Genomic DNA, 25024 nt, shown 5'->3' on the forward strand with positions numbered 1-25024 from the left:
CACCCGTTGCGGTCTTCGCAGCCTGCAGCGGAAATTATTTTCCTTTGCGAGTGAATAAGTTTGAAAGACGGGAGTGAAAAAGATGCTCGAACGTTACGGTCACGGGGGCGATATGCTTACGGCGGAACGACTGTACGGTCTGCCGCGCGGCGCTTTCGCCGATTTCAGCTCGAATATGAATCCGTGGGGTCCGCCGGCGGGGGCGCGGGAAGCGATGATGGCCGCATGGGAAGAGATCGCCGCATACCCGGACCCGGCGGCGCGCAAGCTTCGGACGGCTTTGAGCGCGAGGCACGGCGTGCCGGTTGAATCGATCTGGGTCGGCAACGGCGCGGCGGAGCTGATCGATTTGGTCATGCGGTCGATGCGTCCGGAGACGGTCACATTGCTTGCTCCCGGGTTCGCCGAATATGAAACGGCCGTGCGGCGCGCGGGCGGGGTGCCCGAATTTGTTCCGTTGACTGCAGAACGGGATTTTCTCCCCGAACCGGCGTCGCTGATCGGCTCGGCGAAACGCACCGGCGCCGTATTGATCGGCAATCCGAACAATCCGACCGGACGGCTGCTTCGAAACGATGTAATTGATGAGTTGATACATACGGCTAGGCGGATCGTCTTCGATGAAGCGTTTCTGGATTTCGCTCCCGATGAACGGCAGCGTACGGTCATCCGGCACGCCTCGTCACACAGCAACGTATTCGTCATCCGATCTCTAACGAAGTTTTATTCCATACCCGGGCTGCGGCTCGGTTATGTTGTCGCACACCCGGAGGCGATCGGCCGGATACGGGAGTTGGCGGTTCCGTGGAGCGTGAACGCGATCGCGATGGCCGTCGGAGCTGCGGCGCTCCAAGACGAACCGTTCGCCGCTCATACGTTGGCATGGCTTCCGCCGGAGCGGGCATGGCTGTCAGGCAGCTTGAGCCGGCTCGGCCTCAAAGTATTTCCGTCCGATGCGAACTTCCTGCTGTTTCAATTTCCGCCGGACGGAGCGTGGAGAGTTAAACAAGCGCAATCCGCGCTTGGCGCGGCGGGAGTGTTGATCCGGGACGCTTCGCTGTTCCGGGGGCTGGACGACACGTACTGCCGTGTCGCGGTAAAGAGGAGAGAAGACAACGAACGTCTGGTGGAAGCGCTGCGAAACTGGATGGAAGCTGGGGGCGGTCAAGATGGCAGAGGAGCGTAAGCTTGCCCGAACCGTCATGGTTCAAGGCACTGCGTCGGATGTGGGAAAGAGTATGCTGACTGCGGCGTTTTGCCGCATTTTTACCGAAGACGGTTGGCGGATGGCTCCTTTTAAATCGCAAAATATGTCCCTAAACTCCTATGTAACCCCTGACGGCAAGGAGATCGGCAGAGCACAAGGAGTGCAGGCGGACGCATGCCGAATCCCCGCGACGACCGACATGAACCCGATTCTGTTGAAGCCTTCCGGCGACCGCACCTCCCAAGTGGTCGTTCACGGAAAACCGCTGCGGGATTACGATGCATATGAATATAGAGAGCATTATTTGCCGAAGGCGGAGTCGATTGTCAAACAATCGCTTCTAAGGCTGAGGCAGACGAGCGACATCGTCGTTATGGAAGGCGCGGGCAGTCCGGCGGAAGTGAACCTGCGCGACCGGGATATCGTCAATATGCGCGCTGCGGCTTGGGCGGACGCTCCCGTTATTTTGGCGGCGGATATCGACCGCGGCGGCGTGTTCGCATCCATTGTAGGTACTATGGACATACTTTCACCGGAAGAGAGGGACCGCGTCAAAGGGTTTATTATCAATAAGTTCCGGGGAGACGTTTCGCTGCTTCGTCCGGGACTCGATTGGCTGGAAGAAAGGACGGGCAAGCCGGTGCTCGGCGTCATACCGTTCCTTGCGGATATCGGTTTGGAGGAGGAAGATTCGGCGGGCTGGAAGGAAAGGGAAAGGACGCGGCTCGCATTGAGGGATAACGGCCGCGAGGATATGCTGGACATTGCGGTGATCCGCTTTTCCCGTATCTCGAACTTTTCCGATTTCGACGCGTTTAGAGGCGAGCCGGACGTGCGCATCCGCTATGTCGCCACAGTCGAGGATTTGGGCAGGCCCGATGCGGTCATTTTGCCCGGGACGAAAAATACGATGGAAGATTTGCAAGCGATCCGATCCTCGGGCTTGGAACAAAAGCTGTTGGAATATGCGGCCGGCGGCGGGCACATTGCCGGCATATGCGGCGGATATCAAATATTGGGATTTGCGCTGTCGGATCCGTTCGGCGTAGAGTCCGGCGGTATTGCGAGAATTGAGAGAGGCCTCGCGCTGCTGCCTATAGAAACGGTGTTTTTGCGGGAAAAAAGGACGGTGCGGGTGGCGGGGCATTTTGCAGGATGGGAGAAAGAGGGCGGACAGACGGCCATTCCGATCGAGGGCTACGAGATTCATATGGGCGAGACGAAGCTGTCGGACGATTCGGTTCGTCCGTTCTGCGTGGCGGAATACGGGATGACGCCTCTGCTCGAAGGAGTTTCCCTTCACCGAGGGCGGATTTGGGGGACGTACGTGCACGGCGTATTCGACAACGACGAATTTCGGCGGCATTGGTTAAACCGGCTGCGCGCGCGCAACGGTTGGCATCCTGAAGAGTCGGTTTACCGGTACAAGGAGAAACGGGAAGCGGCTTTCGACCGGTTGGCGGCGCATGTGAGGAGCCACGCAGACATGGATGCGATCCGCCATATTGTGGGAATCTAGCGGTAACGGAAACGGAGGATGAGATTATGAAAATTTATACGCGCACCGGCGATGCCGGCCAAACCGGCGTTATCGGCGGACGGGTCATGAAGGACGACGTTCGCGTAGAGGCTTACGGCACCGTTGACGAGCTGAATTCGTTTGTCGGCGCGGCGGTCAGTCTCATGGAGGAGCCGTTGTTTGCGGATATGATTGAAGATTTGGCCGGCATTCAGCATGAGTTGTTCGACTGCGGCTCGGATTTGGCGCTTTTGAAACCGGATCTTCGGCCTTATAAGGTGACGGATGATATGGTAGAGCGGCTGGAAACGCTGATCGACAAATACGATGCGGAAACTCCCGACATTACGCGGTTTATACTTCCGGGCGGGTCGCCGGTTTCATCCGCGCTGCACGTGTGCCGGACCGTGTGCCGCCGGGCCGAACGCCGCATCGTGACGTTAATGCGGACGCAGGAGGCTTGCAACGAATCGGTGCGCAAATATGTGAACCGGTTGTCGGATTTGTTTTTCACTCTGGCACGCACCGCAAACGCCCGGGCCGGGGTGGGCGACGTCGAATACGTCCGCAGTCCGGACGTGTTTCGGAATCCGAAGAAGTGACGCGTCCGCTGGAGATAAAGCATGTCGTTGCGCCCGAACAAGAAGGGTGGCGGCTCCGGTCCGTACTGCTGACGGGAATGCGGATTTCCCGCAAAATGCTCTCGAGGTTGAAGCTGACGGAGGGAAGTATTTTGGTGAATGGGGAGCGAATCCCGCTTCATACGCCGATGCGTGCGGGCGAAGAGGTCGTCGTTCGTTTGCCGGAGGATGCGTCCGACGACATTATGCCGCAGCCTATTCCGATCGAGATAATCCGTGAAGACGAGCATCTGTTCATTGTGAACAAAGAAGCGGGCCGCATCGTTCATCCGACGAAGGGACATTACATCAATACGGTGGCGAACGGCGTCGTTCATTTGTGGCAAAGCCGGGGGGATCGATACCGGTTCCGGCCGATTCACCGGTTGGATCAAGATACGTCGGGCGTGCTTGCGATTGCCAAGAACGCCTACGCGCACCAATATGTTTCGGAGCAGTTTCAGCAAGGGCGCGTTCGCAAAACGTATCTCGCAATCGTTCACGGCGTCGTGGAGGCCGACGCCGGGACGATCGATGGGCCGATCGACCGGGACCCTGACGAGCCGCATGTCCGCATCGTCACTCCGTCCGGGTACCCCTCCGTTACGCATTACGAGACCGTGGAGCGGTTCGTTCCGGCGGGGGCGTCTCTTGTCCGGCTGCGGCCGGTCACCGGGAGAACGCATCAAATCCGGGTACATATGAAGCATATCGGCCATCCATTGGTCGGGGATTCGCTGTATGCAAGGGAACTGGCGGCGAGCTCTTTGCAGGGACGCATCGCAAGGCAGGCGCTGCATGCGGCGGACTTGTCGTTCGAGCATCCCGGCACAGGTATGCGGGTAACGTACGAAGCCCCGATGCCTGCGGATATGTCGGAGCTGCTTCGGTCGTTGTCGTCTCCATTGCATGATTGGGATTAGTAGTTTATTGTGTAAACAGTCATTGCTCGTTAACTATTAACGGATTGGACATAAATATTTGCTGACAGGGCAGGGAGTGCGGCTTATGAACTTGAAAGCGTATCTTTATCCGAAATGCAGCACATGCCGTGACGCATTGAAATGGCTTCGCGCGCGGGGGCATGAAGTGGAGAGCGTAGACATCTTTGAAACTCCTCCGTCGAAGGACCGGTTAAAGAAACTGTTGAAGCTTAGCGGATTGGATATTCGAAAATTTTTGAACACCTCCGGGGAAGTTTATCGCGAGATGGGGTTAAAAGACAAAGTGCCTCATATGACGGAGGACGAGCTGCTCGAGTTGCTTTCCTCTAACGGCAGATTGATTAAGCGGCCGATCGTTACGGACGGGAAGAAAGTGACGGTCGGGTTTAAGGAAGATACATATGTCGAGGTGTGGTGATGATCGTACAACCTTCTTCGCGTCTTCATAGGCTTGGCTCGGCCATCTTCGCAGAAGTGGCGGAATGGAAGCGGGAAGCGGCCTCCGCCGGCCATCGCGTCATTGATCTGGGGATCGGGAGTCCGGACCGTCCGCCTGATGAGTCGGTGCGCTTGGCATTGGCGGCGGCTGCGGCGCGAACCGATTCGTACGGCTATCCTTCGTCGGAAGGGAGCATCGCGTTTCGCCAGGCGGCGGGCGAGTGGATGCATTGGCGTTTTGGAGTGGACATCGATCCTGCGGATGAAATTACTGTGCTCATGGGGTCGCAAGACGGATTGGGACATTTGGCGCTTGCCGTCACCGAACCCGGCGACTTGGCGATCGTGCCCGATCCGGGATATCCGATTTACGGTGCAGGACTTGCAGTTGCGGGTGTGGAAGCTTATCCGGCGCCGTTGTCTGCCGAGAACGGGTATTTGTTTGCGTTGGATTCGATTCCTGCGGAGGTCGCGCGCCGCGCGAAATTTATCGTCGTTAACTATCCAAGCAATCCGTTGAGTGCCGTTGCCGATCGGGATTTCTATCTCGGACTGGTCGAGTTCGCGAAACGTTATCAGGTGCTCATTGTGCACGATGCGGCGTATTCGGAGTTGGCGTTTGACGGTTTTCGGCCGATGAGCATTCTTGAAATACCCGGTGCAAAAGAGGTCGCCGTAGAGTTTCACTCGTTGTCTAAAAGCTTCAATATGGCGGGCTGCCGGATCGGATTTGCCGTGGGACACCGCGCTGCGGTGCTAGCGCTGCGGCAGTTGAAAGCGAATTTGGATTACGGTGTGTTTACTGCGGTGCAGGAGGCCGGAATCGCGGCGCTGCAGCGCGATATGTCGAACCAAGGCGGCAAAGCGGTTTCCGTATACGAGCATCGGCGCGATGTTTTTGTAGATGCGTTGCACCGTATCGGATGGCCTGTTCCGAAGCCTAGGGCGACAATGTTCATATGGGCTCCTTCGCCAAAAGGTTGGACGTCTCGACAAATTTCCCAGGAAATTTGTCGGCGTGCAGGAGTTGTTGTCGTTCCGGGGAACGCTTTTGGCGCGCAGGGAGAAGGGTATGTGCGCATTGCGCTCGTTCAAGAGGAACACATATTGCTCGAAGCTGCGGAACGGCTTGGAATGTTTTTCCGGGAAAGCGGAATTTCGTTTGGGTAGCAAAGTTTGCGGTGCGGACGTTCGCTAGATCGGTCGAACCTAACTTGTTTCATAGTGAAACACGGTGGTGCATGAATGAACCGCGTAGTGCCGATTTGAAACAACAGCCGCGCAAAGGCGCCGTCGTGTTTCATAGTGAAACACGGTGGTGCATGAATGAACCGCGTAGTCCCGATGTGGAACAACAGCCGCGCAAAGCCGCCGTCTTGTTTCATAGTGAAACACGGTGGTGCTTGTATGAACCGCGTAGTCCCGAGGTGGAACAACAGCCGCGCAACGGCGCCGTCGTGTTTCATAGTGAAACACGGTGGTGCTTGTATGAACCGCGTAGTCCCGAGGTGGAACAACAGCCGCGCAACGGCGCCGTCGTGTTTCATAGTGAAACACGGTGGTGCTTGTATGAACCGCGTAGTCCCGAGGTGGAACAACAGCCGCGCAAAGCCGCCGTCTTGTTTCATAGTGAAACACGGTGGTGCACAAATGAACCGCGTAGTGCCGATGTGAAACAATAGCCGGGCAAAGCCGCCGTCTTGTTTCATAGTGAAACACGGTGGTGCATGAATGAACCGCGTAGTGCCGATGTGCAACAATAGCCGGGCAAAGCCGGCGTCTTGTTTCATAGTGACACACGGTGGTGCACGGATAAACCGCGTCGTACCGATGTGAAACAACTGCCGGGCAAAGCCGCCGTCGTGTTTCAGAGTGAAACACGGTGGTGCACGGATAAACCGCGTAGTACCGATGTGAAACAACAGCCGGGCATACCATGCCCTCCCCGACCCTATCATCTTTTTCAATGTAACCCTATCGAAATTTTGGTATAATGCTAGAAAGATTGGTTCCATTATGCAGTAAAGGGGATTTTTTCGTGTCTCAATCGATCATGCTAGTTGACGGTATGGCGCTGCTGTTTCGCGCCTATTACGGTTCCGTGTTCGGAGGTTCGGTGCGAAGGACGAAGGCGGGTTTGCCCGTAAACGCGGTATATGGATTCGTACGTTATTTATTCGACGCGGTACGAACTTATAATCCTACTCACGTAGCATGCTGCTGGGATTTGGGGAGCCGGACGTTCCGGACGGAACAATTCCCCCAGTACAAGGCGAATCGTCCGGAGGCGCCGGACGATATGCTGCCGCAATTTGACTTGGTGAAGGAAGTTGTGGAAAGCATGGGAGTGCCGAACATCGGGGTTCCCGGCTTTGAAGCCGATGACTGCATCGGAACGTTGGCCAGAAAATTCGGCGAAGAGATGGACGTTCTTATTTTCACGGGCGACCACGATTTGCTTCAGTTAGTGTCGGACCGCGTGAGGGTCATGATGCTGAAGAAAGGATTCGGCAATTACATAGTGTACGACGCTGAACTTCTCTTAAGCGAGAAGGGAGTTACCCCCGCTCAAATGATCGACTTAAAAGGCTTGATAGGCGACAGCAGCGACAACTATCCGGGAGTAAAAGGCGTCGGCGATAAAACCGCCGTCAAACTGCTGGCCGAATTCGGCTCCATCGATGGAATTCTTAACAATCTGGAACGCACGCCCGCATCGGTCCGCACCAAAATTGAAGCGGACTTGGATATGCTGCATTTGTGCCGCGAGCTTGCGACGATCCGCTGCGACGTTCCGCTCGAATGCTCATTGGATGAGTGCCGTTGGACGCCGGATGCGGAAACAGTCCGCCAAAAGTTCGAAGAGCTTGAATTTCGCAGCTTAATGAAGGAAATCGTGTAAAACTCACTAGTCGGCAATCGATTCGTTGCCTTCCTCGTCGTGCGTTTTGTGGGAAGGCGGAAATTGACGGGGCATCCCTTCGTGCAGCTCGCGGTTTTCATAACTGTAAGTGTTTGGAGATCGTTGATCCTCCCGCCACGGCGTGCTTTTGCCCAAAGATTCCACCGGCAAGCTGGATCCGTACGGCCCTTCGGGGAATTCCTCCGCGGTCAGATCATTGCGCTGCGATTCGACCGAAGCTACATCCGTATATTCCCTGCGGTCTTCTTCAAGAAACGGCATTATCAAAAACCTCCCTTCTCGGCTTGCAGTTATTGTTGCCGAGAGGGAGGTTTTCTATTTGTTTCATTCCGGGAAGGAGACCGGGCCGATCACTTCTTGCAGGAACTGGTACAAGTCGTTCGCCGCTTCTTCGTCCAGTTTGAAGACGTGCTCCAGATACCCTTCTTCTTCCAGGTCGTCCGGTCCGATAATGGCGGTGATTCCCTTTTGCATGTCGGTAACCAGCTTCTTTCCGTAGAAACGATTCGTCGTCGTAACCGCCAAATCAAACCGGTTCAAATTCGGAGAAACGAACGTTACAAATCTTGTCGTCGTTTGCTCGGTGCTGTCGGATAAAAAATCAAACTCGTATGTCACCAAATTTTCCTCCCAAAATTAGGAACTTTTCCTAAATGTGTGCGTATAAAAATGTAACCAAGCACATTATAACATTGAAATTCATCAAGTTTCATGGTCCTTATAACATCGATAACCGGAGTCGCTCCATTGCGGCAAAAAAAAGGAGGACGGAGCATGCGTCAAACCGCTAAAAACACAATAATTTGGATTCTTGACGTCATCGTTGCCGTCTTTATCGGTCCGGTGCGCCGGGACGACGATCGCGGGACGACGGGCAAAGGCACTGAAGAGCAAAGAAAAAAATACGCGTTCGCGCTCGGAGGCTTCACATTGATAGCGATTGTGCTATATACAGTAATCAACCGCTGGTCGAATTCAACGGTTTGAACAGGTTGGAAAATCGTTCTTGCCATATACATAAGGACATGCTATGATTTACACAACTGATTGGACGGAGGAAGCACCTCTCTTACGAAATGTAGGAGGGGTGCTTTTTTTCGTCCATTCAATATTTTATTTATCGAAAGGAGTTTTGCGCATTGAATCTCGTGTTTATGAACAGTTTCGAGAAGAAGACGGAGGAAGATCGCGTGCTGACCGCGAAGGTGTCGATTTGCGAACTGAACGGCATCTGGCAGGTGTATTGGACGGAGCCGAACGGGATGGGAGAACCGGAGCAGCACCAATGGTTCGAGGGCAGCGGTTGGAGCGAAATGTTAACGTCGTTCCGGGGGAATGTTCTTGAGAAGATGTCGGAAGGCTATGCTCCTCTTCTGGACGGCGTTACGGGTGACTTGCAATCGATGAACGGACGCGCAGAGTTTATCCAGAAATTACACTATTACAGCGACATCAACAGGAACGATGCGGTGTTCGACCAGCTTCGCGCATGGCGGAGGACGCAAGCGGGGAAGGAAGGGAAAGCGCCGTATATGATTGCGACAAACCGCTTGCTTCAGGTCATCAGCACGTTCCTGCCGCAAACCCATGAAGAGCTTATGCAGCTGCCCGGGTTCGGCCAGTATAAACTAAACCAGTACGGCAGCGGAATTCTCGCCGTCACCGGCCAAGTGAAGAGAGAGTGGTCGTTCCCGCTCAACTGGGTGGCGGACAAGATCGATTATGTGCAATACAAGCTGTGGCTCCACAGGCAGCAGCAAGCTTTCGAGCAAAGAGAAACCGAAAGGAAAAATCGGAAACTCGCCGTATTGGAAGCAGCGCTTAAAGGCTCGGGTCTTTCCGAATTGGAGGCAAGCTCCATCCCCCGCAGAGACGCCGTTGCGATCATTGAAGAATTGGATAAAGAAGGATACGACGTCGAGCCGATTATTAACGCGGAGCTGCAGTCGGTTTCTCAGGAAGAACGGGAACGGGCGATGTCGGCATTCTTGTCGGTGGGCGACCGTTATTTAAAGCCGGTATTGAATGCGGTATACGGCGAGGAAGCATTGAAAGACATTAATGCGGACCGCGCATACGAATGGCTTCGGCTGCTGCGCATCAGGTACCGGCGCGAGAAGGAGACCGGTGCGGCGAAAGCCGGATAATAGAGAAGAAAAAAGCAGGACCTTATTGCGTCAGCAATAGTGAGGTCCTGCTTCAACTCACAACCAATCTTTTCTCCGGAAGAAATAATACATGCCGATACCGATGGCGGCCATCAGAAGAATAACCACTAATGAGAAGTAGTGATATTCCGCCCCCGGGAGGTAATCGAAATTCATCCCGTATACCCCGGTGATGAACGTCAACGGGATAAAGATTGCGGTGACGGCGGTTAATACTCGCATGATTTCATTGGCTCTGCTCGCAATACTTGATTGATAAGCTTCGCGCAAGTTGCCCATCAAATCGCGGAACGTGTCAAACGATTCCGTTATTTTCAAGGAGTTCTCATACATATCCGCGAAATACTTCTGCAGGTTGCCGTCAATGAGCCGCAGCTCTTTCCGCGCCAGCATGCCGATGACTTCCTTTTGTGGACCGAGCACTTTCTTCAACCACAAAATCTCGCTTCGCAAACCGACAATTTCATTCAAATGCGATTTTTTCGTATGCATCAGAATGTCTTCTTCAAGCTTTTCGATCCGTTCTTCTATACGGTCTCCGACATGGAAATAATTATCGACGATCAAATCCACGAGGTGATACAGCAGACGGTCGGGAGAGTTGACCTCTTCCTCCCATAACACCGGTTTAACCGCGCGAATTTCATTCACCTTTTGTTTAGTCACGGTAATAATAAAATGTTTCCCCAGAAAAATATTAACCGCACGAAGGAAAAACTCCTCGTCGTCGAAGCGGATGCTATTCACCACCACAAAGTAGTGACCTTCGTGAATTTCAAGCTTCGGACGCTGCTCTTCCTCTGAAAGACAATCTTCCACCGCCAACTCGTGCAGGTGGAACATCGGCTGCAGCTTCTCCAAGTCCTCCGGGTTGGCGTCAATCCAATAAAAGCCGTTAACCGGCGGAATGAGCGCTTCCGCGACGTTATCGATTAAAGTGAAAATTCCGTTTTGAACCAATCGCACCTTCATCCGTTACCCCTCCTTAGCACGTAAAGAAGCACCGGACGAACGCGTCATTGACCCAGTTGAGGCTTAGGGAACGATGTCCGCCCGATGTTTCGATTCAATTGTCAAGCAATACCAATGTCGAATGCATAAACACGGTCGGTCGCCGTCCATTCCCTGATTCACCCCGCCTATTTATAAAATCATGAAAGCCTTTTAACGCGATTAATACCTGATTAGTATACTCCTGTCCCATATCGGTTTCAAGAAACTGTGTCAAGAAACTCTTGACGTCATACTCCGCATCCTTTACATTAAGTTATAGCTTCACTTATTCAGAACTTCATACCGGCACACTCTTATCAAGAGCAGGTGGAGGGACTAGCCCGATGAAACCCGGCAACCGGCAATTACGCGCGACGCGCGTGCACGGTGCTAATTCTTGCGGAAACGTTTCGTTTCTGAGAGATGAGAGAGGTCCTTTCGCTTGCAACGAAAACCTTTCTCATATGCCGAGAAAGGTTTTTTCTTCAGAATCGACAACCTATAGAGGGAGCGAACGTATATGCCGATTAAAATTCCCGACCATTTGCCGGCGAAAGAAATTTTGACGAATGAAAACATATTCATCATGGACGAATCGCGTGCGTTTCAACAAGACATACGACCGCTGCGAATCGCCATATTAAATTTAATGCCGATCAAAGAAACGACGGAGACACAGCTGCTCCGGCTGCTTGGAAACACGCCGCTGCAGCTCGAAGTGACTCTTCTGCATCCGAAAACATATACGTCCAAAAACACACCCCTACGCCATCTGGAAGCTTTTTACAAAACTTTCGGCGATATTCGCAATCAACGTTTTGACGGAATGATCATTACAGGCGCCCCCGTGGAACATATGGATTTCGAGCAGGTAAACTATTGGAGGGAATTGCAGGAAATCATGAATTGGGCGGACCAAAACGTCACGTCCACGTTCCACATCTGTTGGGCGGCGCAAGCCGGGCTATATCACCATTTCGGGGTACCCAAATATACTATGCCTCAAAAAATATTTGGTGTGTATCCGCATTATGTTACAAAACCGAATATAAAGCTGACGCGAGGCTTTGACGAGTTGTTCTTCGTGCCGCAATCGCGTCATACTGATGTGGCCAGGGAAGACATCGAGAAGGTGGAGGAACTGGAAATATTGTCCGAATCCGACGAAGCGGGCGTATATATCGTCGCGACGAAAGACGGAAGACATATTTTCGTTACGGGCCATTCGGAATACGATCCGGAGACGTTAAAGTGGGAGTACGACCGCGATATTCAGAAGGGAATGGACGTTCCGCTGCCGAAAAATTATTATCCGAAGGACGACCCGTCTCTGGCGCCGCGTTCCACATGGAGAGCGCACGCGAATCTGCTCTTCTCGAACTGGTTGAACTATTACGTATACCAGGAAACGCCGTACGAGTTGGGGGCGGCGGAGGAAGACGAAACGTTCGTGCACGCAGGGGCTTATATCTAAAGTAAAGGGGAGTACGAGAAGATGAAGCATATCGAGAGCAAGCTTGCCCAGATCGGTTCCTTGGAGGATCCGGTTACCGGAGCGGTTAGTTACCCTATCTACCAATCGACGGCGTTCCGTCATCCGAAGCTCGGCCAAAGCACCGGCTTCGACTATGCGCGCACGAAGTCGCCCACGCGGAAAGTACTCGAGGAAGCGTTCGCGGAGCTTGAGAGCGGCGACGCCGCTTTCGCCTGCAGCTCGGGCATGGCCGCGCTGCAAACCGTGTTCGCGATGTTTCAATCCGGCGACCATCTGCTCGTGAGCCTTGATTTGTACGGCGGGACGTACCGGTTGATCGAACAAATCATGTCGCGGTTCGGCGTAACCGCATCTTATGTAGATACGAACAGTATCGACGAATTGGAAGCGAACCTGCGCCCCGGCTCGACGAAAGCGGTGCTCATCGAGACGCCGACCAATCCGTTGATGATGATTACAGATGTGGAACGCGTTTGCGGCTGGGCTAAGCGCAAAGGCTTGACGACGGTCGTCGACAATACGCTGCTGACGCCGTTCTTCCAGCGACCGATCGAGCTTGGCGCGGACATTGTCGTCCATAGCGCCACTAAATATTTGGCGGGCCACAATGACGTGCTTGCAGGCTTGATCGTTACGAAAGGGACGGAGCTTTCGCAGCGCATGTTCTTCCTCCACAATTCGATCGGCGCGGTGCTGGGACCGCAAGATTCATGGCTTCTTATGCGCGGAATGAAGACGCTGGCGCTTCGGATGGAACGGCACCAATCGAACGCCACGCGAATTGCCGAATGGCTGCAGGGTCACGATATGGTGTCGAAAGTGTTCTATCCGGCTCTTTCGACTCACCCGGGGCACGATATCCAGCAGCGTCAATCGTCCGGGAATACGGGCATTTTCTCCTTCAAGATGAAAGACGCCCGCACTATCGAACCTATATTAAGGCACATCCGATTGATCGCCTTCGCTGAAAGCTTGGGAGGCGTAGAATCTCTCATGACGTATCCGGCGGTGCAAACCCATGCGGACATTCCGGAAGAAATCCGGCGGAAGGTCGGAGTGGATGAACGCTTGTTGAGATTCTCCGTAGGCATCGAGCATGCCGACGATCTGATCGACGATTTGTCCCAAGCGTTCGAGCACGCGAGAGAAGAATTAAAGTAAGCTTCACAAAATCCACAATCTTCAAAATGGAGCGGGATCACGTGTTGTGATAGGATAGAAGGTAACATGGGTTTTGTGAGGAGGAGAACGATGGCGGCTATCGATGCTATTTTAGATAAAGCGCTGCGCGGCGAACGTTTGGACATGGAGGACGGACTCGCGCTGTTTGCGTCCGACGAAATTGAGAAAATCGGACATGCGGCCGATCAAATCATGAAGAAATTTCATCCGGATCCGGTCACCACGTTCGTTATCGGCAGAAACGTGAATTATACGAATATTTGCGACGTGTACTGCCGCTTTTGCGCGTTCTACCGGCCTCCCGGCTCGAACGAAGGCTACGTGCTGCCTAACGAGACGGTGTACCAGAAAATTCAGGAAACCGTTGACGTGGGCGGCACTGAAATTCTGATGCAGGGCGGAACGAATCCGGATTTGCCTTTCTCCTATTACACGGATTTGCTGCGCGGCATTAAAGCGAGATTCCCGAGTATTCAGATGCACTCCTTCTCTCCCGCGGAAATTCGCAAGATGGTGGACGTTTCCGGGCTGCCCCTCGAGCAGGTGGTCAGGGAGCTGCGGGACGCCGGCCTCGATTCGCTGCCGGGCGGCGGTGCGGAAATATTGGACGACCGCACGCGCAAAAAGATTTCCCGCCTGAAAGGGTCTTGGAAAGATTGGATCGAAGTGATGACGACGGCGCACAAGCTTGGAATGCATACGACGGCGACAATGGTCATCGGATTCGGCGAGTCGATGGAAGAGCGCGTGCTGCACTTGCTGCGCATTCGCGACGCGCAGGACGAGTGCGTCAACAACCGCTATCCTTCTCCGGGTTTTCTTGCTTTCATCGTATGGACGTTCCAACCGGACAATACGAATTTGAAAGCCGAGCGCGCCACGCCGGAGGAGTACTTGAAGACTCTGGCGATCGCCCGCCTTATGCTGGATAACATTCCGAATTTCCAATCGTCTTGGGTGACGATGGGGCCGGATGTCGGCAAATTGTCCTTATCGTACGGATGCAACGATTTCGGCAGCACGATGATCGAGGAAAATGTCGTTTCAGCTGCGGGAGCGACGCATAAGGTGAACATCGGTCTTATTTTGAAGCTCATTCGCGAAGCCGGCAAAATTCCGGCGCAGCGCAACACGAAGTATGACATACTTCGCACGTTCGACGATGCCAATGACCGGGTGGAGCGCGATTTCGTAATGCAAAATTAATCAGCGGCCGGCTACGTCCGGGGAACGAGAGGAGAGGATAACTTGGACGCGGAAAAATGCACGGGCAACTATCATCCGAGATGGTTCGGATTGGCAGTGCAGGCTTTGATCATTCTGTCCAAGGAAAATATCCAGACATGCCCGAGCGTCGAGATAGCAAGTTATTTGCAGTCGGAGCCGACGCTGCTCCGGCGGGTGTTGGCCGTTCTTGCGCGGGAAGGGTTTCTTGAAACGCGGGAAGGCCGCGACGGCGGCTACCGGCTCCAGAAAAATCCGGAGTCGATTACGCTGGCGGATGTTTACGACGCTTTCCAAGTCGGTGGCCCGCTTTGCTTCGGCATCAAGGAGGCGACGGGCTCCCATCCGTTCGGCGTGGAGATGAAGGCGGCCTTTTCCGATATTACGGACGAAATGGACCGGAGCATGCGCGAAGTGCTCAGCCGGTACACGATCGCGGATTTGGCGGAAAGGCTGCATGCAAAAGTAGTTGACAGCAAATAGTCTGCGGCATTATACTGTGATTTATCAGGTAACAGTTAGCCGCCGTTATTTTTTCATCTATACTGTGTTATTATTTGCACAGAATTTTTCGGAACGCCGGTAGTGCCTCTGTCGCTGAAATCCGTTATTGTTCTAACTGTGCAAAATACTGCTCAGTATGATTAAAATCAGGGAGGAAATATCATGTCCACTTCACAAACTGTTCAACAGCAGGAGCAGAAAAACTTTTTCGACGTTATTCGGGAGCGCCGTTCGGTGCGCAGCTACGACCCTTCGGTCCGGATTCCAAGGGAAGAGCTGACCGAGATGCTGAAGCAAGCCACGTTGGCTCCATCGTCTTCGAACCTGCAGCCGTGGCGGTTTCTCGTCATCGACTCGCCGGAACTGAAGGAGAAGCTGCTTCCTATCGCTTATAACCAGCAGCAGGTGGTCGAAGCGTCGGCCGTCATTGCAGTGCTAGGCGATACGGAGAGCTATCGGAATGCGGAGAAGATATACGGCGAAGCGGTAGAAGCGGGATTCATGCCGGCAGATACGGCGAAATCGTTTATTAAACAATCAACATCTATGTACTCAAGCCTGCCCCGTGAAGTCGCCCGCCAAATTGTATTTACCGACGGCGGACTGATTTCCATGCAGCTCATGCTGATCGCACGCGCCAAAGACTATGATACCGTTCCGATGGGCGGATACGACAAGGCTAAGTTCGCGGAAGCATTCGGCATCCCGGATCGTTACGTATCAGTTATGCTGATCGCTCTCGGGAAAGCCGCGAAGCCCGGACATCCGACGACGAGGCTGGCGATCGAGGACGTGACGTTCTTCAACGAATTCCCTGCGGAGTAATGGAAATGCAAAGACCTTCGGTTGTCCGCAACAAAGCGGCGCTGATCGAGGGTCTTTTTTTCTTTAATATCAACAGCGCCATTTAACGGGAATTTTCTCCACTGTACGGAGTGAAGTCCGACTTTTACCGCTGTAACGGCATTGCCCCATTCTTCCAGTCGTTTGTTTGTATATCCCCTCCCCGGCGACCATATACTTTTAGAAACGAAAGGAGGGGAACCCATGGAGCTGTTCACGCTGCTAGTCAACCCCGCCCGATTGGATGCTAAACAATTGACGGATGATCTACGTGAGTCGTTGCGGAACGTACATATGTTGGCGGACACACTCGATTTGCGGCTGGTGCCGTTAACCGGGGGTGCCGGCATCGTATGCGATATATCTGCGGAACAACGCGTTGCGGATGCCGTACCTGAAGCGCGGAAGCGGGCCGCCGACGTGTTGGCCGGTTACATGATAACCGCTTACGAAGATGATGTCACATTCCGGCTTATTCAGAAAGAAATGGTGTCCACCGCCGATGAAGATATCGCTTCGGTAGCTGTGCATTGCAAGCAATTGTTGACAATGGATATGGAGGATTGGGGAACGAAGGACGGGCTTTCGCAGCGCCGCGCAAAGCTGACCGGGGTTGTGGAAGCATACCTGAAAGAAGAAAAATATTTGCACATTGAAGGCTTTCTCCGTTTTCGCGCCGGTCCGTATGTGGAGGAGCTTCGAGATACGGTATCTTACGCCGTTGACGAATGGATGATGGAACGGCAGTATCAAGAATTTATCGCCCTGTTGAAATATTTCGTATACATCCAAGAAGCGAAAATTCCGGTTGCCCATCTCGTTCATAAAGGAAATCACGAATTTACGCTCCTGAACGAACAGATGAAACCGATCGATACAAAGCAAATGGATCAATTTGTCGTTGAATTGATCGATAAAGACATCAGTTATGAGGACGTCATCGTCAGCACGCTCATTACGGTTTCCCCCGCCAAGTTGTTCATCCACACAAGAACTCCCGAGCTGCAAGTCATAAAAACGATTCTGACGATATTCGAAGGAAGGGCCGATCTTTGTAAGGATTGTCATGTGTGCATGCCATTGTTGGAAGAAAGCAAACGGTAACCGTTTAGATGAAAGCCAGGCCGCGATCAGAGGAAGTTTTTCTTGAAAAATCGCAATTCTAAGTTGCTTCATTTGAAACTTATTACTTGCGGTGTTATAATAAATGGCAACTTACTTTGCTTAACGGCTTTGACCAAAGACAACAACGCGCGAGACGCTCCGTCCAGAGAGAGGAAACACGGGCTGTAATTTCCTCCGGTTCGCGTTCATGCGTTTACCGCTTTGAGAGCCGCGCCGAAGAACATCGTGCACGATTTAGTATGCGGCGCCGGATTCGTTCCCGTTACAGAACGAGTGACAATGAAGTGCGTTCGGCAGCCTCGATTAAGAGGCGTCAAAACCGGACGAACTAGGGTGGAACCGCGAATGTAAAGCATTCGTCCCTATGGGGATGGGTGCTTTTTTTTGTTTTACTAAAGAAAAACTTGGAAGGATGAAGCAAGCATGTCTATGGTAAGAGTAACGCTGCCCGACGGTTCCGTAAGGGAGTATGCGGGCGGAACTACGGTGGAAGAAGTTGCGGGGTCGATCAGCCCCGGACTGAAGAAGAACGCTGTGGCGGGGAAAATGGACGGCAAACCGGTTGACCTCACTCAGCCGTTGACGCAAGATGCGTCCTTGGAAATCGTAACGATTGATTCCGACGCGGGCTTGGAGGTGCTGCGTCACAGCACGGCTCACTTGATGGCCCAGGCGATAAAGCGAATATACGGTACGGATAAAGTGAAGCTCGGGGTAGGGCCTGTCATCGAGGACGGCTTCTATTACGATATTGATTTGGATACGCCCATCTCGGCCGAGGATCTTGGCAAAATCGAGAAAGAGATGGAGAGAATCGCCGGCGAAAATTTGGCGATTACAAGACGCGAAGTGAGCCGCGATGAAGCGAAGGCGATCTTCCGCGATATCAATGATCCGCTGAAGCTGGAGCTGATCGATGCGATTCCGGGGGACGAGCCGATATCGATTTACGACCAAGGCGAATTTTTCGACTTGTGCCGCGGACCGCACTTGCCTTCCACTGGGCGTGTCAAGGCGTTTAAATTGTTAAGCGTGGCGGGCGCATATTGGCGCGGAGACGCGAAGAACAAGATGCTCCAGCGTATTTACGGCACTGCGTTCCCGAAGAAAGCGCAGCTTGACGAGCACTTGGAAATGCTGGAAGAGGCGAAGAAACGCGATCACCGAAAGCTCGGCCGCGAGTTGAAGATGTTTGCGTTCTCCCGGGAAGTCGGCCAAGGCTTGCCGCTATGGCTGCCGCGCGGAGCCAAGCTGCGCCGCATCATGGAGCGCTACATCGTCGATTTGGAGGAGCAGCTCGGTTATAGCCATGTGTATACGCCGGTGCTTGCCAATGTAGAGCTATATAAAACATCGGGCCACTGGGATCATTACCATGAGGACATGTTCCCAAAGATGATCATGGATAACGAGGAGCTCGTGCTTCGGCCGATGAATTGCCCTCATCACATGATGGTGTACAAGAGCGATATGCGCAGCTACCGCGATTTGCCGATTCGGATCGCGGAGCTCGGCACGATGCACCGCTACGAAATGTCCGGAGCGCTCACCGGTTTGCACCGGGTCCGCGCGATGACGTTGAACGACGCCCACATCTTCTGCCGCCCGGATCAAATTAAAGAAGAGTTCGCGCGCGTCGTCAATTTGATCAGGAGAGTTTACGAAGATTTCGGCATCAAAGAATACCGTTTCCGGTTGTCGTATAGAGATCCCAATAATACGGAAAAATACTTCCAAGACGACCAAATGTGGGAAATGTCGCAGCGTATGCTGAAGGAGGTTGTTGAGGAACTCGGCTTGCCGTATTTCGAAGCGGAAGGCGAAGCGGCGTTTTATGGTCCGAAGCTAGACGTACAAATCAAGACGGCTTTGAAGAAAGAAGAGACGCTCTCCACGGCTCAACTCGACTTCTTGCTGCCGCAGCGGTTCGAGCTCGAATATGTCGGCGAAGACGGGCAAAAGCACCGTCCGGTCGTTATTCACCGCGGAATTATTTCCACGATGGAGCGGATGACCGCGTTCTTGCTGGAAAACTTCGCCGGGGCACTGCCGACTTGGCTGGCGCCGATTCAAGCCGTCGTCATCCCGGTGTCGGACAAGTTTACGGATTACGCAAACGAAGTACGCGACAAGCTTGCCGCCGCACGTATTCGCGCGGAAGCTGACAACCGGAACGAAAAGCTGGGCTATAAAATTCGCGAAGCGCAGCTGGAGCGCATTCCGTATATGTTTGTCGTAGGCGAGAACGAACGCCAGAGCGGTTCGGTATCGGTACGCATCCGCGGCGAAGGCGATACTGGAGCCCGCACGGTCGACGAAGCGATCGCTTTGATTCGTGAAGATGTCGGAGGAAAAGTCTACTAATCTAGTCTAGCGTTTTCTATCGATAATCCTTATTTTAGCCTCCCCCTTCCATTAAACAGGTATTTTCCATGTATATATTTGGACAATCGTGGAGAACCTCTGTGGTATAGGGGGAGGTAACCAAATGATGTCAATCGCTTCAAAACGAAAATGGCTGAGTTTGAGTCTGATGTTATTTCTATTGTTTGCGGCGCTTGGACCGATAGAGAACGGAAAAATACTAGGGGCTCATGTGGAGCAAGCCAGCATCGCCGAGCCTGCCGGCCGCGAGATTGAGCGGGGACTGCCCATACCCAAACTGCACGGAATCGCGCCGGCGAACCCGCTGGACGATACCGGCAACGTGTCCGGCACAAGCGAGAGGACTGCGATTGTCGACCGGCTGGAGACGGCGCTCTTATCCGAAAAACAAATATCGGAGCTTACCAAGATCGCTCCGCTGTTCCACATGGGCAGCTTAAAGCGTTACAAAACAGTTGATGTGACGGCTACCGGTTACTACGCAGGCGTGGAGTCAACGGGAAAGGCGCCGGGACATCCGCAGTACGGCATCACATTCTCAGGCGTGAAAGTGCGCCGCGATTTATTTTCCACCATCGCCGCCGACCGCAAAGTGTTTCCGATCGGCACCATCCTGCACATCCCGGGATACGGTTACGGAGTGGTCGCCGATACAGGCTCCGCAATTAAAGGAAAGAAAATCGATCTGTATTTTGAAACCAAAAAGCAAGTGTACAGTCAGTGGGGCAAGAAAAAGGTAAGAGTGACCGTCATCCGCAAAGGAGACGGAAAACTCGACGAAAAAGAGCTTGAGATGTTGAACAACCTCATATTGGAAAACAACCTCCGCAAGTCTTCCGTCTAACTGGGCATAATAGCGGTTGTGGAGGTGAGATACCAAATGGCAAACAACAAGAAGGACAAAGTAAACGTACCAGCTCAAAACAACAACCGTTATAACGCCGAGTTCGCTGCAGAAGCAGGTGCTTTGGGTACCGCCGGCCGAGCGGGAAGAGCCGGAGCAGCAGGAGCAGCCGGAGCAGCAGGAGCAGCCGGCGCTCAGCAAGAAGAAAACAAATAACTTTTTCACTGGCGGGAGGGGCGCATCGGCGCCCCTCCTTTGTTTGGCATAAATTGTTCCGGTACCGTGCACTATAGAAAGAAAAGCCATGGGAGGAACCGGAAATGATGGCATTAGAATCGAATCTCGCCGGAGTCGAAATGGATTACGCGACGTTGAGCGACACTCTCGAGAGGCACGAATTCACGCTCGGAGGCAATTGGGATTATCAACAAGGATGTTTCGACCGCCGGTTGGACGGGGAGAAACAGACTGTGTGGCTGCGCATCCCGTTCCATATCCCGAAAGGCGTATTTGATCCGGAGACTGCAAAACAAGTAACGAGGGTTAAAATTGGAACTCCTTTCGTATTGCGGCATTTGTACAATATCGGCGAGGACGATAATCCGCGATTCAATACTGCCGGCGCTTTGGTCAACCAATTCCAGACTCCGGAAAACGTTGATGCGCCGGTTGAGCAATCGTACTTGGATAAGGCGGCGATGATCGTGAAGGAAGTGGAAGAGGCTTTCGCGGCTATAAAGAAATGATTAGTTTTTATCGCTTTTTTACCCTCCTTTAAGGTTGCTTTAAGGTTTCAGGTTCAAAATAGGAAACAAGCAACCGATAAGGAGGTTCATGCCAGATGGACAACAATAACAATAACAACAATCAAAGAGGTTACCATTATTACTCATACGGCAAGCTGCCCGATGAACGCGAACAACGGGAAGAAGATGCGATCCAGGAGCGCACCGAGGACATCCATACAGAGATGACGCCCCCGCGCGAGCTTAAGATGTATCCGCTCGCTCCGCAAACGCAGCGTCCGCAGCCGTCGTCGTACTCCCAAACGCGCCCGCGCCGGTCGGCGTTCAAGAGCGTGTTCGCATCGTTTCTTGCGGGTGCCGTTGTGGTCGGCAGTTTAATGTTCGCAAGCGACAGGATGAACTTATTTTCCGGCTCGGACGTATTGGCGAACAGCTCCGCGACGGTGTCCGGCGCAGCCAATGGAGTGACGACGGCGACCGGCAGCGGAACGGGCAGCCTCTCAACCGCATCAATCGACGTTGTCCGTCCGAACACGATCGCCGAGATGGTGAAGAAGGCGTCTCCGGCCGTCGTGCTGGTCGAAACGTACGCCAGCGCGTCCCAACGCGGGAGCAATTCGCTTTCGCCGTTCTTTGACGACCCATTGTTTCGGGAATTTTTCGGTGACGGCTCGCAATCTCAACGGCAGCAGGGAAGCGCGCAAGAACAACCTGTGAAAGTAGGCGCGGGTTCAGGCTTCTTCTTCGATAAAGAAGGGTATATACTTACGAACGAGCACGTTGTGGACGGCGCCTCCGAAATCAAAGTGACCGTAGAGGGCCGGAAGGAGCCGTATACGGCGAAGCTGTTGGGTACGGCATACGAGCTTGATCTGGCGGTGCTGAAGATTGACGGTGACGGCAACTTTCCGGTGCTTCCGCTCGGCAGCTCCGAAAACATTCAGGTCGGCGATTGGGTAGTGGCGATCGGCAATCCTTACGAGTTCGAACATTCGGTCACGGTCGGGGTATTGTCGGCGAAGGAGCGCTCCTTTGACATCCCGGACAGCCAAGGAACCCGGAAGTATCAGGCGCTGCTCCAGACGGACGCGTCGATCAATCCGGGCAACTCCGGCGGGCCGCTGTTGAATTTGAACGGCGAAGTGATCGGCATCAACACCGCCGTCAACGCGCAGGCGCAAGGCATCGGTTTTGCCATTCCTACAAGCACGATTACCGACGTGTTGGAGTCGCTTAAGGCGAATAAGAAAATACCGCGTCCGTTTATCGGTATTGCAATGGAGAATGTTCAACAGCAGTGGATAGACGATCTAGGATTGAAAAACACCGATGGAGCGTTCGTGCGGGAAGTAACGTTCGGTTCGCCGGCACACAAGGCAGGCATCAAGGTGTATGACGTCATTCTCGGCGTAGACGGAGCTGAAATCAAGAATGCCGACGATTTATCGAACGTGATCAGCAAGAAGAAGCCGGGAGACAAGGTCGCTCTGAAAGTGATGCGCGACGGCAAAGAAATGACGGTGAACGTGACGATCGGCGACAGGAACGATCAGACCGAGCAATAACGCAAAAAAATTGAGCGGAGCCGAAGAGGCTCCGCTTTGCATTACCCGCCAAATGGCGCAACGGCTTCTTGAATTTACTTCGATAGTTGTTTTTCATACAATGGTCTCAATAGGATGGGGAAAGAGGGCATGAAAACCGTGCGGGAAAAAATACTGGTCGTAGACGACGATGAAAAAATAACTTCAATGCTGCGCCGGGGTTTGGCATTCGAAGGGTACAGGGTGCTGTCGGCACGCAATGGCCAAGAGGGGCTTGCATTGGCCGGACAAGAGCATCCGGATCTTATTATATTGGACATTATGATGCCTGTTCTAGACGGTTGGGAGGTGTGCCGAAGGCTCCGCGAGGCGGATCTGCGCATGCCGGTGCTCATGCTGACCGCCAAGGACGAGGTCAGCGACCGGGTCCGGGGGCTGGATACCGGCGCGGACGATTATTTGGTCAAACCGTTCGCGTTGGAAGAATTGCTCGCTCGCGTAAGAGCGCTATTACGCCGCCATAAAGACGCAGGGACGGATTCAGCCGAGCCGTCGAAACATCGTCTCCATTACGAGGATTTGACGTTGGACCTCGACAGCCGGGAGGCGTTTCGCGGAGAGAGGGCGATGGAGCTGACCGCGAAAGAATTCGATCTTCTGCACTTGTTTATGTCGAATCCACGGCGCGTGCTGTCCCGCGATGTGCTGATGGACAAAATTTGGGGAATCGATTACAGCGGCGAATCGAACGTGCTTGAAGTGTATGTCGCCATGCTGCGTCAGAAATTGGAGGAAGGCGGAGAACCCCGTATCATCCAAACGGTGCGAGGCGCAGGTTACGTGCTGAAAGGGGAGCGGGCATGAGCATTCGCCTAAGGCTCACGCTGTGGTATTCCGGCGTATTGGCCGTAACGGTCGTCGGTTTGTGCATAGCGGTGTATTTGATTGTGTCTTACGTGCTGTACTCCGGTGAGAAGAACGATATGCAGCGATTGGCGGGGCAAGTGCTCGAGCAAATGAGTGTTCGCCCGGGATTGTTCAGCGTTTACATCGAGCTTCCCGAATTGAACGAATTCGGGTATTCGGGCTATTTCCTGCAAGTCGTCAATGAGGAAGGGAGCATAAAGGAAAAAAACATTCGAGGCTCGCTTCCGATACCGAAAGAGTACAAGTCTCCGGAACTGCTGAAAGACGGCGTTTTTACCGAGGAAAAGGTCGGCGGATTCCGGTTGCTGATTTATAATAAACCGATTGTTTGGCGGGGGCAGTTTGCGGGAGTGCTGCAGGTGGCCACGATGACCGACGATATCGAGAAAGCGCTTGCCAATTTGCGGACGGTGCTCACGCTGGTCGCACTTGGAGCGGTGGTGGCCGCTTCCACGCTCGGATGGTTTTTGTCCAGGAAAGCGCTCCAGCCAATCGAACTCATTATTGGAGCAACCGACAAGATCGAGCAGGGCTCCGATTTAAGCAACCGGATCGCTTATGCGGGACCGCAGGACGAAATCGGCGTGTTGACGGTGAAAATTAACGGCATGCTGTCGCGCATACAATCGGCGTACGGGGAGCTCGAGGAAGCGGTGCGGTCGCAGCGGCGTTTCGTATCGGACGCGTCCCATGAGCTGCGCACGCCCCTGACCACCATTCGGGGGAACGTGGAACTGCTGCAAAAGATGTGGACGAAGATGCAGAGCGAAACCCAGGCAGGGGAAGCTTGGCAGCTTGCCGAACGGAACGACACCGTACTCGAGGCGCTGCGGGATATCGCCGACGAAGCGGAGCGAATGAGCCGTCTCGTTAACGATTTGCTTATGCTGGCGCGCGCGGACGCAGGCCAAAAGATGCGCAAGGAGCCGGTCGATTTGCACGAGCTTGCGGAGGATGTTGCGAGGAAGGCGCAGCATTTGCCCCGGCGCGCTCAGTGGTTGACAGGCGATTTATCGGCGCTGGAGGGAGTGACGGTGCTTGGAGATCCGGATTATTTGAGGCAGCTGCTGTTCATCTTTATAGAAAATGCGTTCAAATATACTCCGGCCGGCGAAGTTGAGATGAGTGCGATGGCACCGGAAAGAGGCAAAAATATCGGCATCCGCATCCGGGACACCGGCATCGGTATGGATAAAGAAGAAGTGCCGCATATTTTCGAGCGGTTTTACCGCGCCGACCCGTCCCGCGGCGAGACCGGCGGCACCGGTTTGGGACTGGCGATCGCCCGCTGGATTATCGACGAGCACAACGGATCGATTGAAGTGCTGACGCGCAAGGGCGAAGGCTCATCGTTCATTATTTGGCTTCCTGTCGCTCATTGGTGACGGTTTGG

At 53.5% G+C, this 25024-nt stretch carries 25 protein-coding genes, 1 pseudogene and 1 riboswitch; of the genes and pseudogenes, 23 read left to right on the forward strand and 3 right to left on the reverse strand.

Features of this window, described 5'->3' with window-relative positions; genetic code table 11:
* Positions 1 to 82 precede the first annotated feature (82 nt).
* The 8 genes from cobD (at position 83) to JET16_RS09610 (ending at position 7630) form a co-directional block, all read left to right on the forward strand.
* On the forward strand, positions 83 to 1186 hold the full coding sequence (gene cobD / locus JET16_RS09575) for a threonine-phosphate decarboxylase CobD (protein ID WP_199615615.1): 1104 nt from the start codon (positions 83 to 85) through the stop codon (positions 1184 to 1186).
* Positions 1170 to 2726: a cobyric acid synthase gene (locus JET16_RS09580; protein ID WP_199615616.1), complete on the forward strand. Its 1557-nt coding sequence runs from the start codon at positions 1170 to 1172 to the stop codon at positions 2724 to 2726. Before cobD ends, JET16_RS09580 begins: the two co-directional genes overlap by 17 nt.
* A gap of 26 nt (positions 2727 to 2752) precedes the next feature.
* A complete protein-coding gene (locus tag JET16_RS09585; RefSeq protein ID WP_199615617.1) occupies positions 2753 to 3328 on the forward strand; it encodes a cob(I)yrinic acid a,c-diamide adenosyltransferase in 576 nt (191 codons plus the stop codon).
* Positions 3325 to 4269, forward strand: a complete 945-nt coding sequence (locus JET16_RS09590) for an RluA family pseudouridine synthase (protein WP_199615618.1) — start codon at positions 3325 to 3327, stop codon at positions 4267 to 4269. The genes JET16_RS09585 and JET16_RS09590 overlap by 4 nt, the downstream gene beginning before the upstream one ends.
* Positions 4270 to 4354: 85 nt before the next feature.
* On the forward strand, positions 4355 to 4708 hold the full coding sequence (locus tag JET16_RS09595) for an arsenate reductase family protein (RefSeq protein WP_199615619.1): 354 nt from the start codon (positions 4355 to 4357) through the stop codon (positions 4706 to 4708).
* The gene (locus JET16_RS09600) at positions 4708 to 5898 is read left to right on the forward strand and encodes an aminotransferase class I/II-fold pyridoxal phosphate-dependent enzyme (RefSeq protein WP_199615620.1); all 1191 of its coding nucleotides are present in this window, start codon (positions 4708 to 4710) and stop codon (positions 5896 to 5898) included. Before JET16_RS09595 ends, JET16_RS09600 begins: the two co-directional genes overlap by 1 nt.
* A gap of 71 nt (positions 5899 to 5969) precedes the next feature.
* Positions 5970 to 6410 (forward strand): hypothetical protein, encoded by a 441-nt coding sequence (locus tag JET16_RS09605; RefSeq protein ID WP_199615621.1) that lies wholly within the window; start codon positions 5970 to 5972, stop codon positions 6408 to 6410.
* Positions 6411 to 6781: 371 nt separating this feature from the next.
* Positions 6782 to 7630, forward strand: a complete 849-nt coding sequence (locus JET16_RS09610) for a 5'-3' exonuclease (protein WP_199615744.1) — start codon at positions 6782 to 6784, stop codon at positions 7628 to 7630.
* Between the two features lie 6 nt (positions 7631 to 7636).
* On the opposite strand, the gene JET16_RS09615 is transcribed toward JET16_RS09610, so the two are convergent.
* Positions 7637 to 7912 (reverse strand): hypothetical protein, encoded by a 276-nt coding sequence (locus JET16_RS09615; RefSeq protein WP_233531308.1) that lies wholly within the window; start codon positions 7910 to 7912, stop codon positions 7637 to 7639.
* 63 nt (positions 7913 to 7975) lie between these two features.
* Positions 7976 to 8272: a DUF3055 domain-containing protein gene (locus tag JET16_RS09620; protein WP_199615622.1), complete on the reverse strand. Its 297-nt coding sequence runs from the start codon at positions 8270 to 8272 to the stop codon at positions 7976 to 7978.
* 153 nt (positions 8273 to 8425) lie between these two features.
* Between JET16_RS09620 and JET16_RS09625 the strand changes: the two genes are divergently transcribed.
* Together JET16_RS09625 and JET16_RS09630 are read left to right on the forward strand one after the other, a co-directional pair.
* On the forward strand, positions 8426 to 8638 hold the full coding sequence (locus JET16_RS09625) for a hypothetical protein (RefSeq protein WP_199615623.1): 213 nt from the start codon (positions 8426 to 8428) through the stop codon (positions 8636 to 8638).
* 161 nt (positions 8639 to 8799) lie between these two features.
* A complete protein-coding gene (locus JET16_RS09630) occupies positions 8800 to 9798 on the forward strand; it encodes an HRDC domain-containing protein (protein WP_325176665.1) in 999 nt (332 codons plus the stop codon).
* Positions 9799 to 9855: 57 nt separating this feature from the next.
* Here the strand turns inward: JET16_RS09630 and corA are convergent, their stop codons facing one another.
* Positions 9856 to 10791 (reverse strand): magnesium/cobalt transporter CorA, encoded by a 936-nt coding sequence (gene corA / locus JET16_RS09635; protein ID WP_199615625.1) that lies wholly within the window; start codon positions 10789 to 10791, stop codon positions 9856 to 9858.
* 332 nt (positions 10792 to 11123) lie between these two features.
* Positions 11124 to 11242, forward strand: a riboswitch (SAM riboswitch).
* Positions 11243 to 11332: 90 nt separating this feature from the next.
* On the opposite strand from corA, the gene metA reads away from it, so the two are divergent.
* From metA to JET16_RS09700, 13 genes and pseudogenes are all read left to right on the forward strand, one after another.
* Positions 11333 to 12286, forward strand: a complete 954-nt coding sequence (gene metA / locus JET16_RS09640; protein WP_199615626.1) for a homoserine O-acetyltransferase MetA — start codon at positions 11333 to 11335, stop codon at positions 12284 to 12286.
* Between the two features lie 21 nt (positions 12287 to 12307).
* Positions 12308 to 13468 carry a PLP-dependent transferase gene (locus JET16_RS09645; protein ID WP_199615627.1) on the forward strand — a complete coding sequence of 387 codons (1161 nt, stop codon included), beginning with the start codon at positions 12308 to 12310 and terminating at the stop codon, positions 13466 to 13468.
* Between the two features lie 90 nt (positions 13469 to 13558).
* On the forward strand, positions 13559 to 14695 hold the full coding sequence (gene mqnC, locus JET16_RS09650; RefSeq protein ID WP_199615628.1) for a cyclic dehypoxanthinyl futalosine synthase: 1137 nt from the start codon (positions 13559 to 13561) through the stop codon (positions 14693 to 14695).
* Positions 14696 to 14737: 42 nt separating this feature from the next.
* Positions 14738 to 15196 (forward strand): RrF2 family transcriptional regulator, encoded by a 459-nt coding sequence (locus JET16_RS09655; RefSeq protein ID WP_199615629.1) that lies wholly within the window; start codon positions 14738 to 14740, stop codon positions 15194 to 15196.
* 183 nt (positions 15197 to 15379) lie between these two features.
* Positions 15380 to 16042, forward strand: coding sequence for a nitroreductase family protein (locus tag JET16_RS09660; RefSeq protein ID WP_199615630.1), 663 nt, complete (start codon positions 15380 to 15382; stop codon positions 16040 to 16042).
* A 222-nt stretch (positions 16043 to 16264) separates the two neighbouring features.
* Positions 16265 to 17164 carry a putative sporulation protein YtxC gene (gene ytxC, locus JET16_RS09665; RefSeq protein ID WP_199615631.1) on the forward strand — a complete coding sequence of 300 codons (900 nt, stop codon included), beginning with the start codon at positions 16265 to 16267 and terminating at the stop codon, positions 17162 to 17164.
* 444 nt (positions 17165 to 17608) lie between these two features.
* Positions 17609 to 19549, forward strand: a complete 1941-nt coding sequence (gene thrS, locus JET16_RS09670) for a threonine--tRNA ligase (protein ID WP_199615632.1) — start codon at positions 17609 to 17611, stop codon at positions 19547 to 19549.
* 481 nt (positions 19550 to 20030) lie between these two features.
* Positions 20031 to 20414, forward strand: a pseudogene (locus JET16_RS31095) (3D domain-containing protein); the annotation flags it as partial.
* A 36-nt stretch (positions 20415 to 20450) separates the two neighbouring features.
* Entirely contained in the window at positions 20451 to 20630 is a 180-nt protein-coding gene (locus tag JET16_RS09680; protein ID WP_199615633.1) for a hypothetical protein, read from the forward strand.
* 104 nt (positions 20631 to 20734) lie between these two features.
* Positions 20735 to 21160 (forward strand): YugN family protein, encoded by a 426-nt coding sequence (locus JET16_RS09685; RefSeq protein WP_199615634.1) that lies wholly within the window; start codon positions 20735 to 20737, stop codon positions 21158 to 21160.
* Between the two features lie 95 nt (positions 21161 to 21255).
* Positions 21256 to 22725 (forward strand): S1C family serine protease, encoded by a 1470-nt coding sequence (locus tag JET16_RS09690; protein ID WP_199615635.1) that lies wholly within the window; start codon positions 21256 to 21258, stop codon positions 22723 to 22725.
* A 138-nt stretch (positions 22726 to 22863) separates the two neighbouring features.
* Positions 22864 to 23568 (forward strand): response regulator transcription factor, encoded by a 705-nt coding sequence (locus tag JET16_RS09695; protein WP_199615747.1) that lies wholly within the window; start codon positions 22864 to 22866, stop codon positions 23566 to 23568.
* Positions 23565 to 25016, forward strand: a complete 1452-nt coding sequence (locus tag JET16_RS09700) for a sensor histidine kinase (protein WP_199615636.1) — start codon at positions 23565 to 23567, stop codon at positions 25014 to 25016. The genes JET16_RS09695 and JET16_RS09700 overlap by 4 nt, the downstream gene beginning before the upstream one ends.
* Positions 25017 to 25024 lie beyond the last annotated feature (8 nt).

The sequence above is a fragment of the Paenibacillus alkalitolerans genome (genome assembly GCF_016482785.1).
GTDB lineage: Bacteria > Bacillota > Bacilli > Paenibacillales > YIM-B00363 > Paenibacillus_AE > Paenibacillus_AE alkalitolerans.

What these genes read in the sequence shown, in the direction of transcription:
- cobD (WP_199615615.1), top strand. Translation starts at nt 83, where the DNA reads ATGCTCGAACGTTACGGTCACGGGGGCGATATGCTTACGGCGGAACGA.
- JET16_RS09580 (WP_199615616.1), top strand. Translation starts at nt 1,170, where the DNA reads ATGGCAGAGGAGCGTAAGCTTGCCCGAACCGTCATGGTTCAAGGCACT.
- JET16_RS09585 (WP_199615617.1), top strand. Translation starts at nt 2,753, where the DNA reads ATGAAAATTTATACGCGCACCGGCGATGCCGGCCAAACCGGCGTTATC.
- JET16_RS09595 (WP_199615619.1), top strand. Translation starts at nt 4,355, where the DNA reads ATGAACTTGAAAGCGTATCTTTATCCGAAATGCAGCACATGCCGTGAC.
- JET16_RS09600 (WP_199615620.1), top strand. Translation starts at nt 4,708, where the DNA reads ATGATCGTACAACCTTCTTCGCGTCTTCATAGGCTTGGCTCGGCCATC.
- JET16_RS09605 (WP_199615621.1), top strand. Translation starts at nt 5,970, where the DNA reads ATGAATGAACCGCGTAGTGCCGATTTGAAACAACAGCCGCGCAAAGGC.
- JET16_RS09610 (WP_199615744.1), top strand. Translation starts at nt 6,782, where the DNA reads ATGCTAGTTGACGGTATGGCGCTGCTGTTTCGCGCCTATTACGGTTCC.
- JET16_RS09615 (WP_233531308.1), bottom strand. Translation starts at nt 7,912, where the DNA reads ATGCCGTTTCTTGAAGAAGACCGCAGGGAATATACGGATGTAGCTTCG.
- JET16_RS09625 (WP_199615623.1), top strand. Translation starts at nt 8,426, where the DNA reads ATGCGTCAAACCGCTAAAAACACAATAATTTGGATTCTTGACGTCATC.
- corA (WP_199615625.1), bottom strand. Translation starts at nt 10,791, where the DNA reads ATGAAGGTGCGATTGGTTCAAAACGGAATTTTCACTTTAATCGATAAC.
- metA (WP_199615626.1), top strand. Translation starts at nt 11,333, where the DNA reads ATGCCGATTAAAATTCCCGACCATTTGCCGGCGAAAGAAATTTTGACG.
- JET16_RS09645 (WP_199615627.1), top strand. Translation starts at nt 12,308, where the DNA reads ATGAAGCATATCGAGAGCAAGCTTGCCCAGATCGGTTCCTTGGAGGAT.
- mqnC (WP_199615628.1), top strand. Translation starts at nt 13,559, where the DNA reads ATGGCGGCTATCGATGCTATTTTAGATAAAGCGCTGCGCGGCGAACGT.
- JET16_RS09660 (WP_199615630.1), top strand. Translation starts at nt 15,380, where the DNA reads ATGTCCACTTCACAAACTGTTCAACAGCAGGAGCAGAAAAACTTTTTC.
- ytxC (WP_199615631.1), top strand. Translation starts at nt 16,265, where the DNA reads ATGGAGCTGTTCACGCTGCTAGTCAACCCCGCCCGATTGGATGCTAAA.
- thrS (WP_199615632.1), top strand. Translation starts at nt 17,609, where the DNA reads ATGTCTATGGTAAGAGTAACGCTGCCCGACGGTTCCGTAAGGGAGTAT.
- JET16_RS09680 (WP_199615633.1), top strand. Translation starts at nt 20,451, where the DNA reads ATGGCAAACAACAAGAAGGACAAAGTAAACGTACCAGCTCAAAACAAC.
- JET16_RS09685 (WP_199615634.1), top strand. Translation starts at nt 20,735, where the DNA reads ATGATGGCATTAGAATCGAATCTCGCCGGAGTCGAAATGGATTACGCG.
- JET16_RS09690 (WP_199615635.1), top strand. Translation starts at nt 21,256, where the DNA reads ATGGACAACAATAACAATAACAACAATCAAAGAGGTTACCATTATTAC.
- JET16_RS09700 (WP_199615636.1), top strand. Translation starts at nt 23,565, where the DNA reads ATGAGCATTCGCCTAAGGCTCACGCTGTGGTATTCCGGCGTATTGGCC.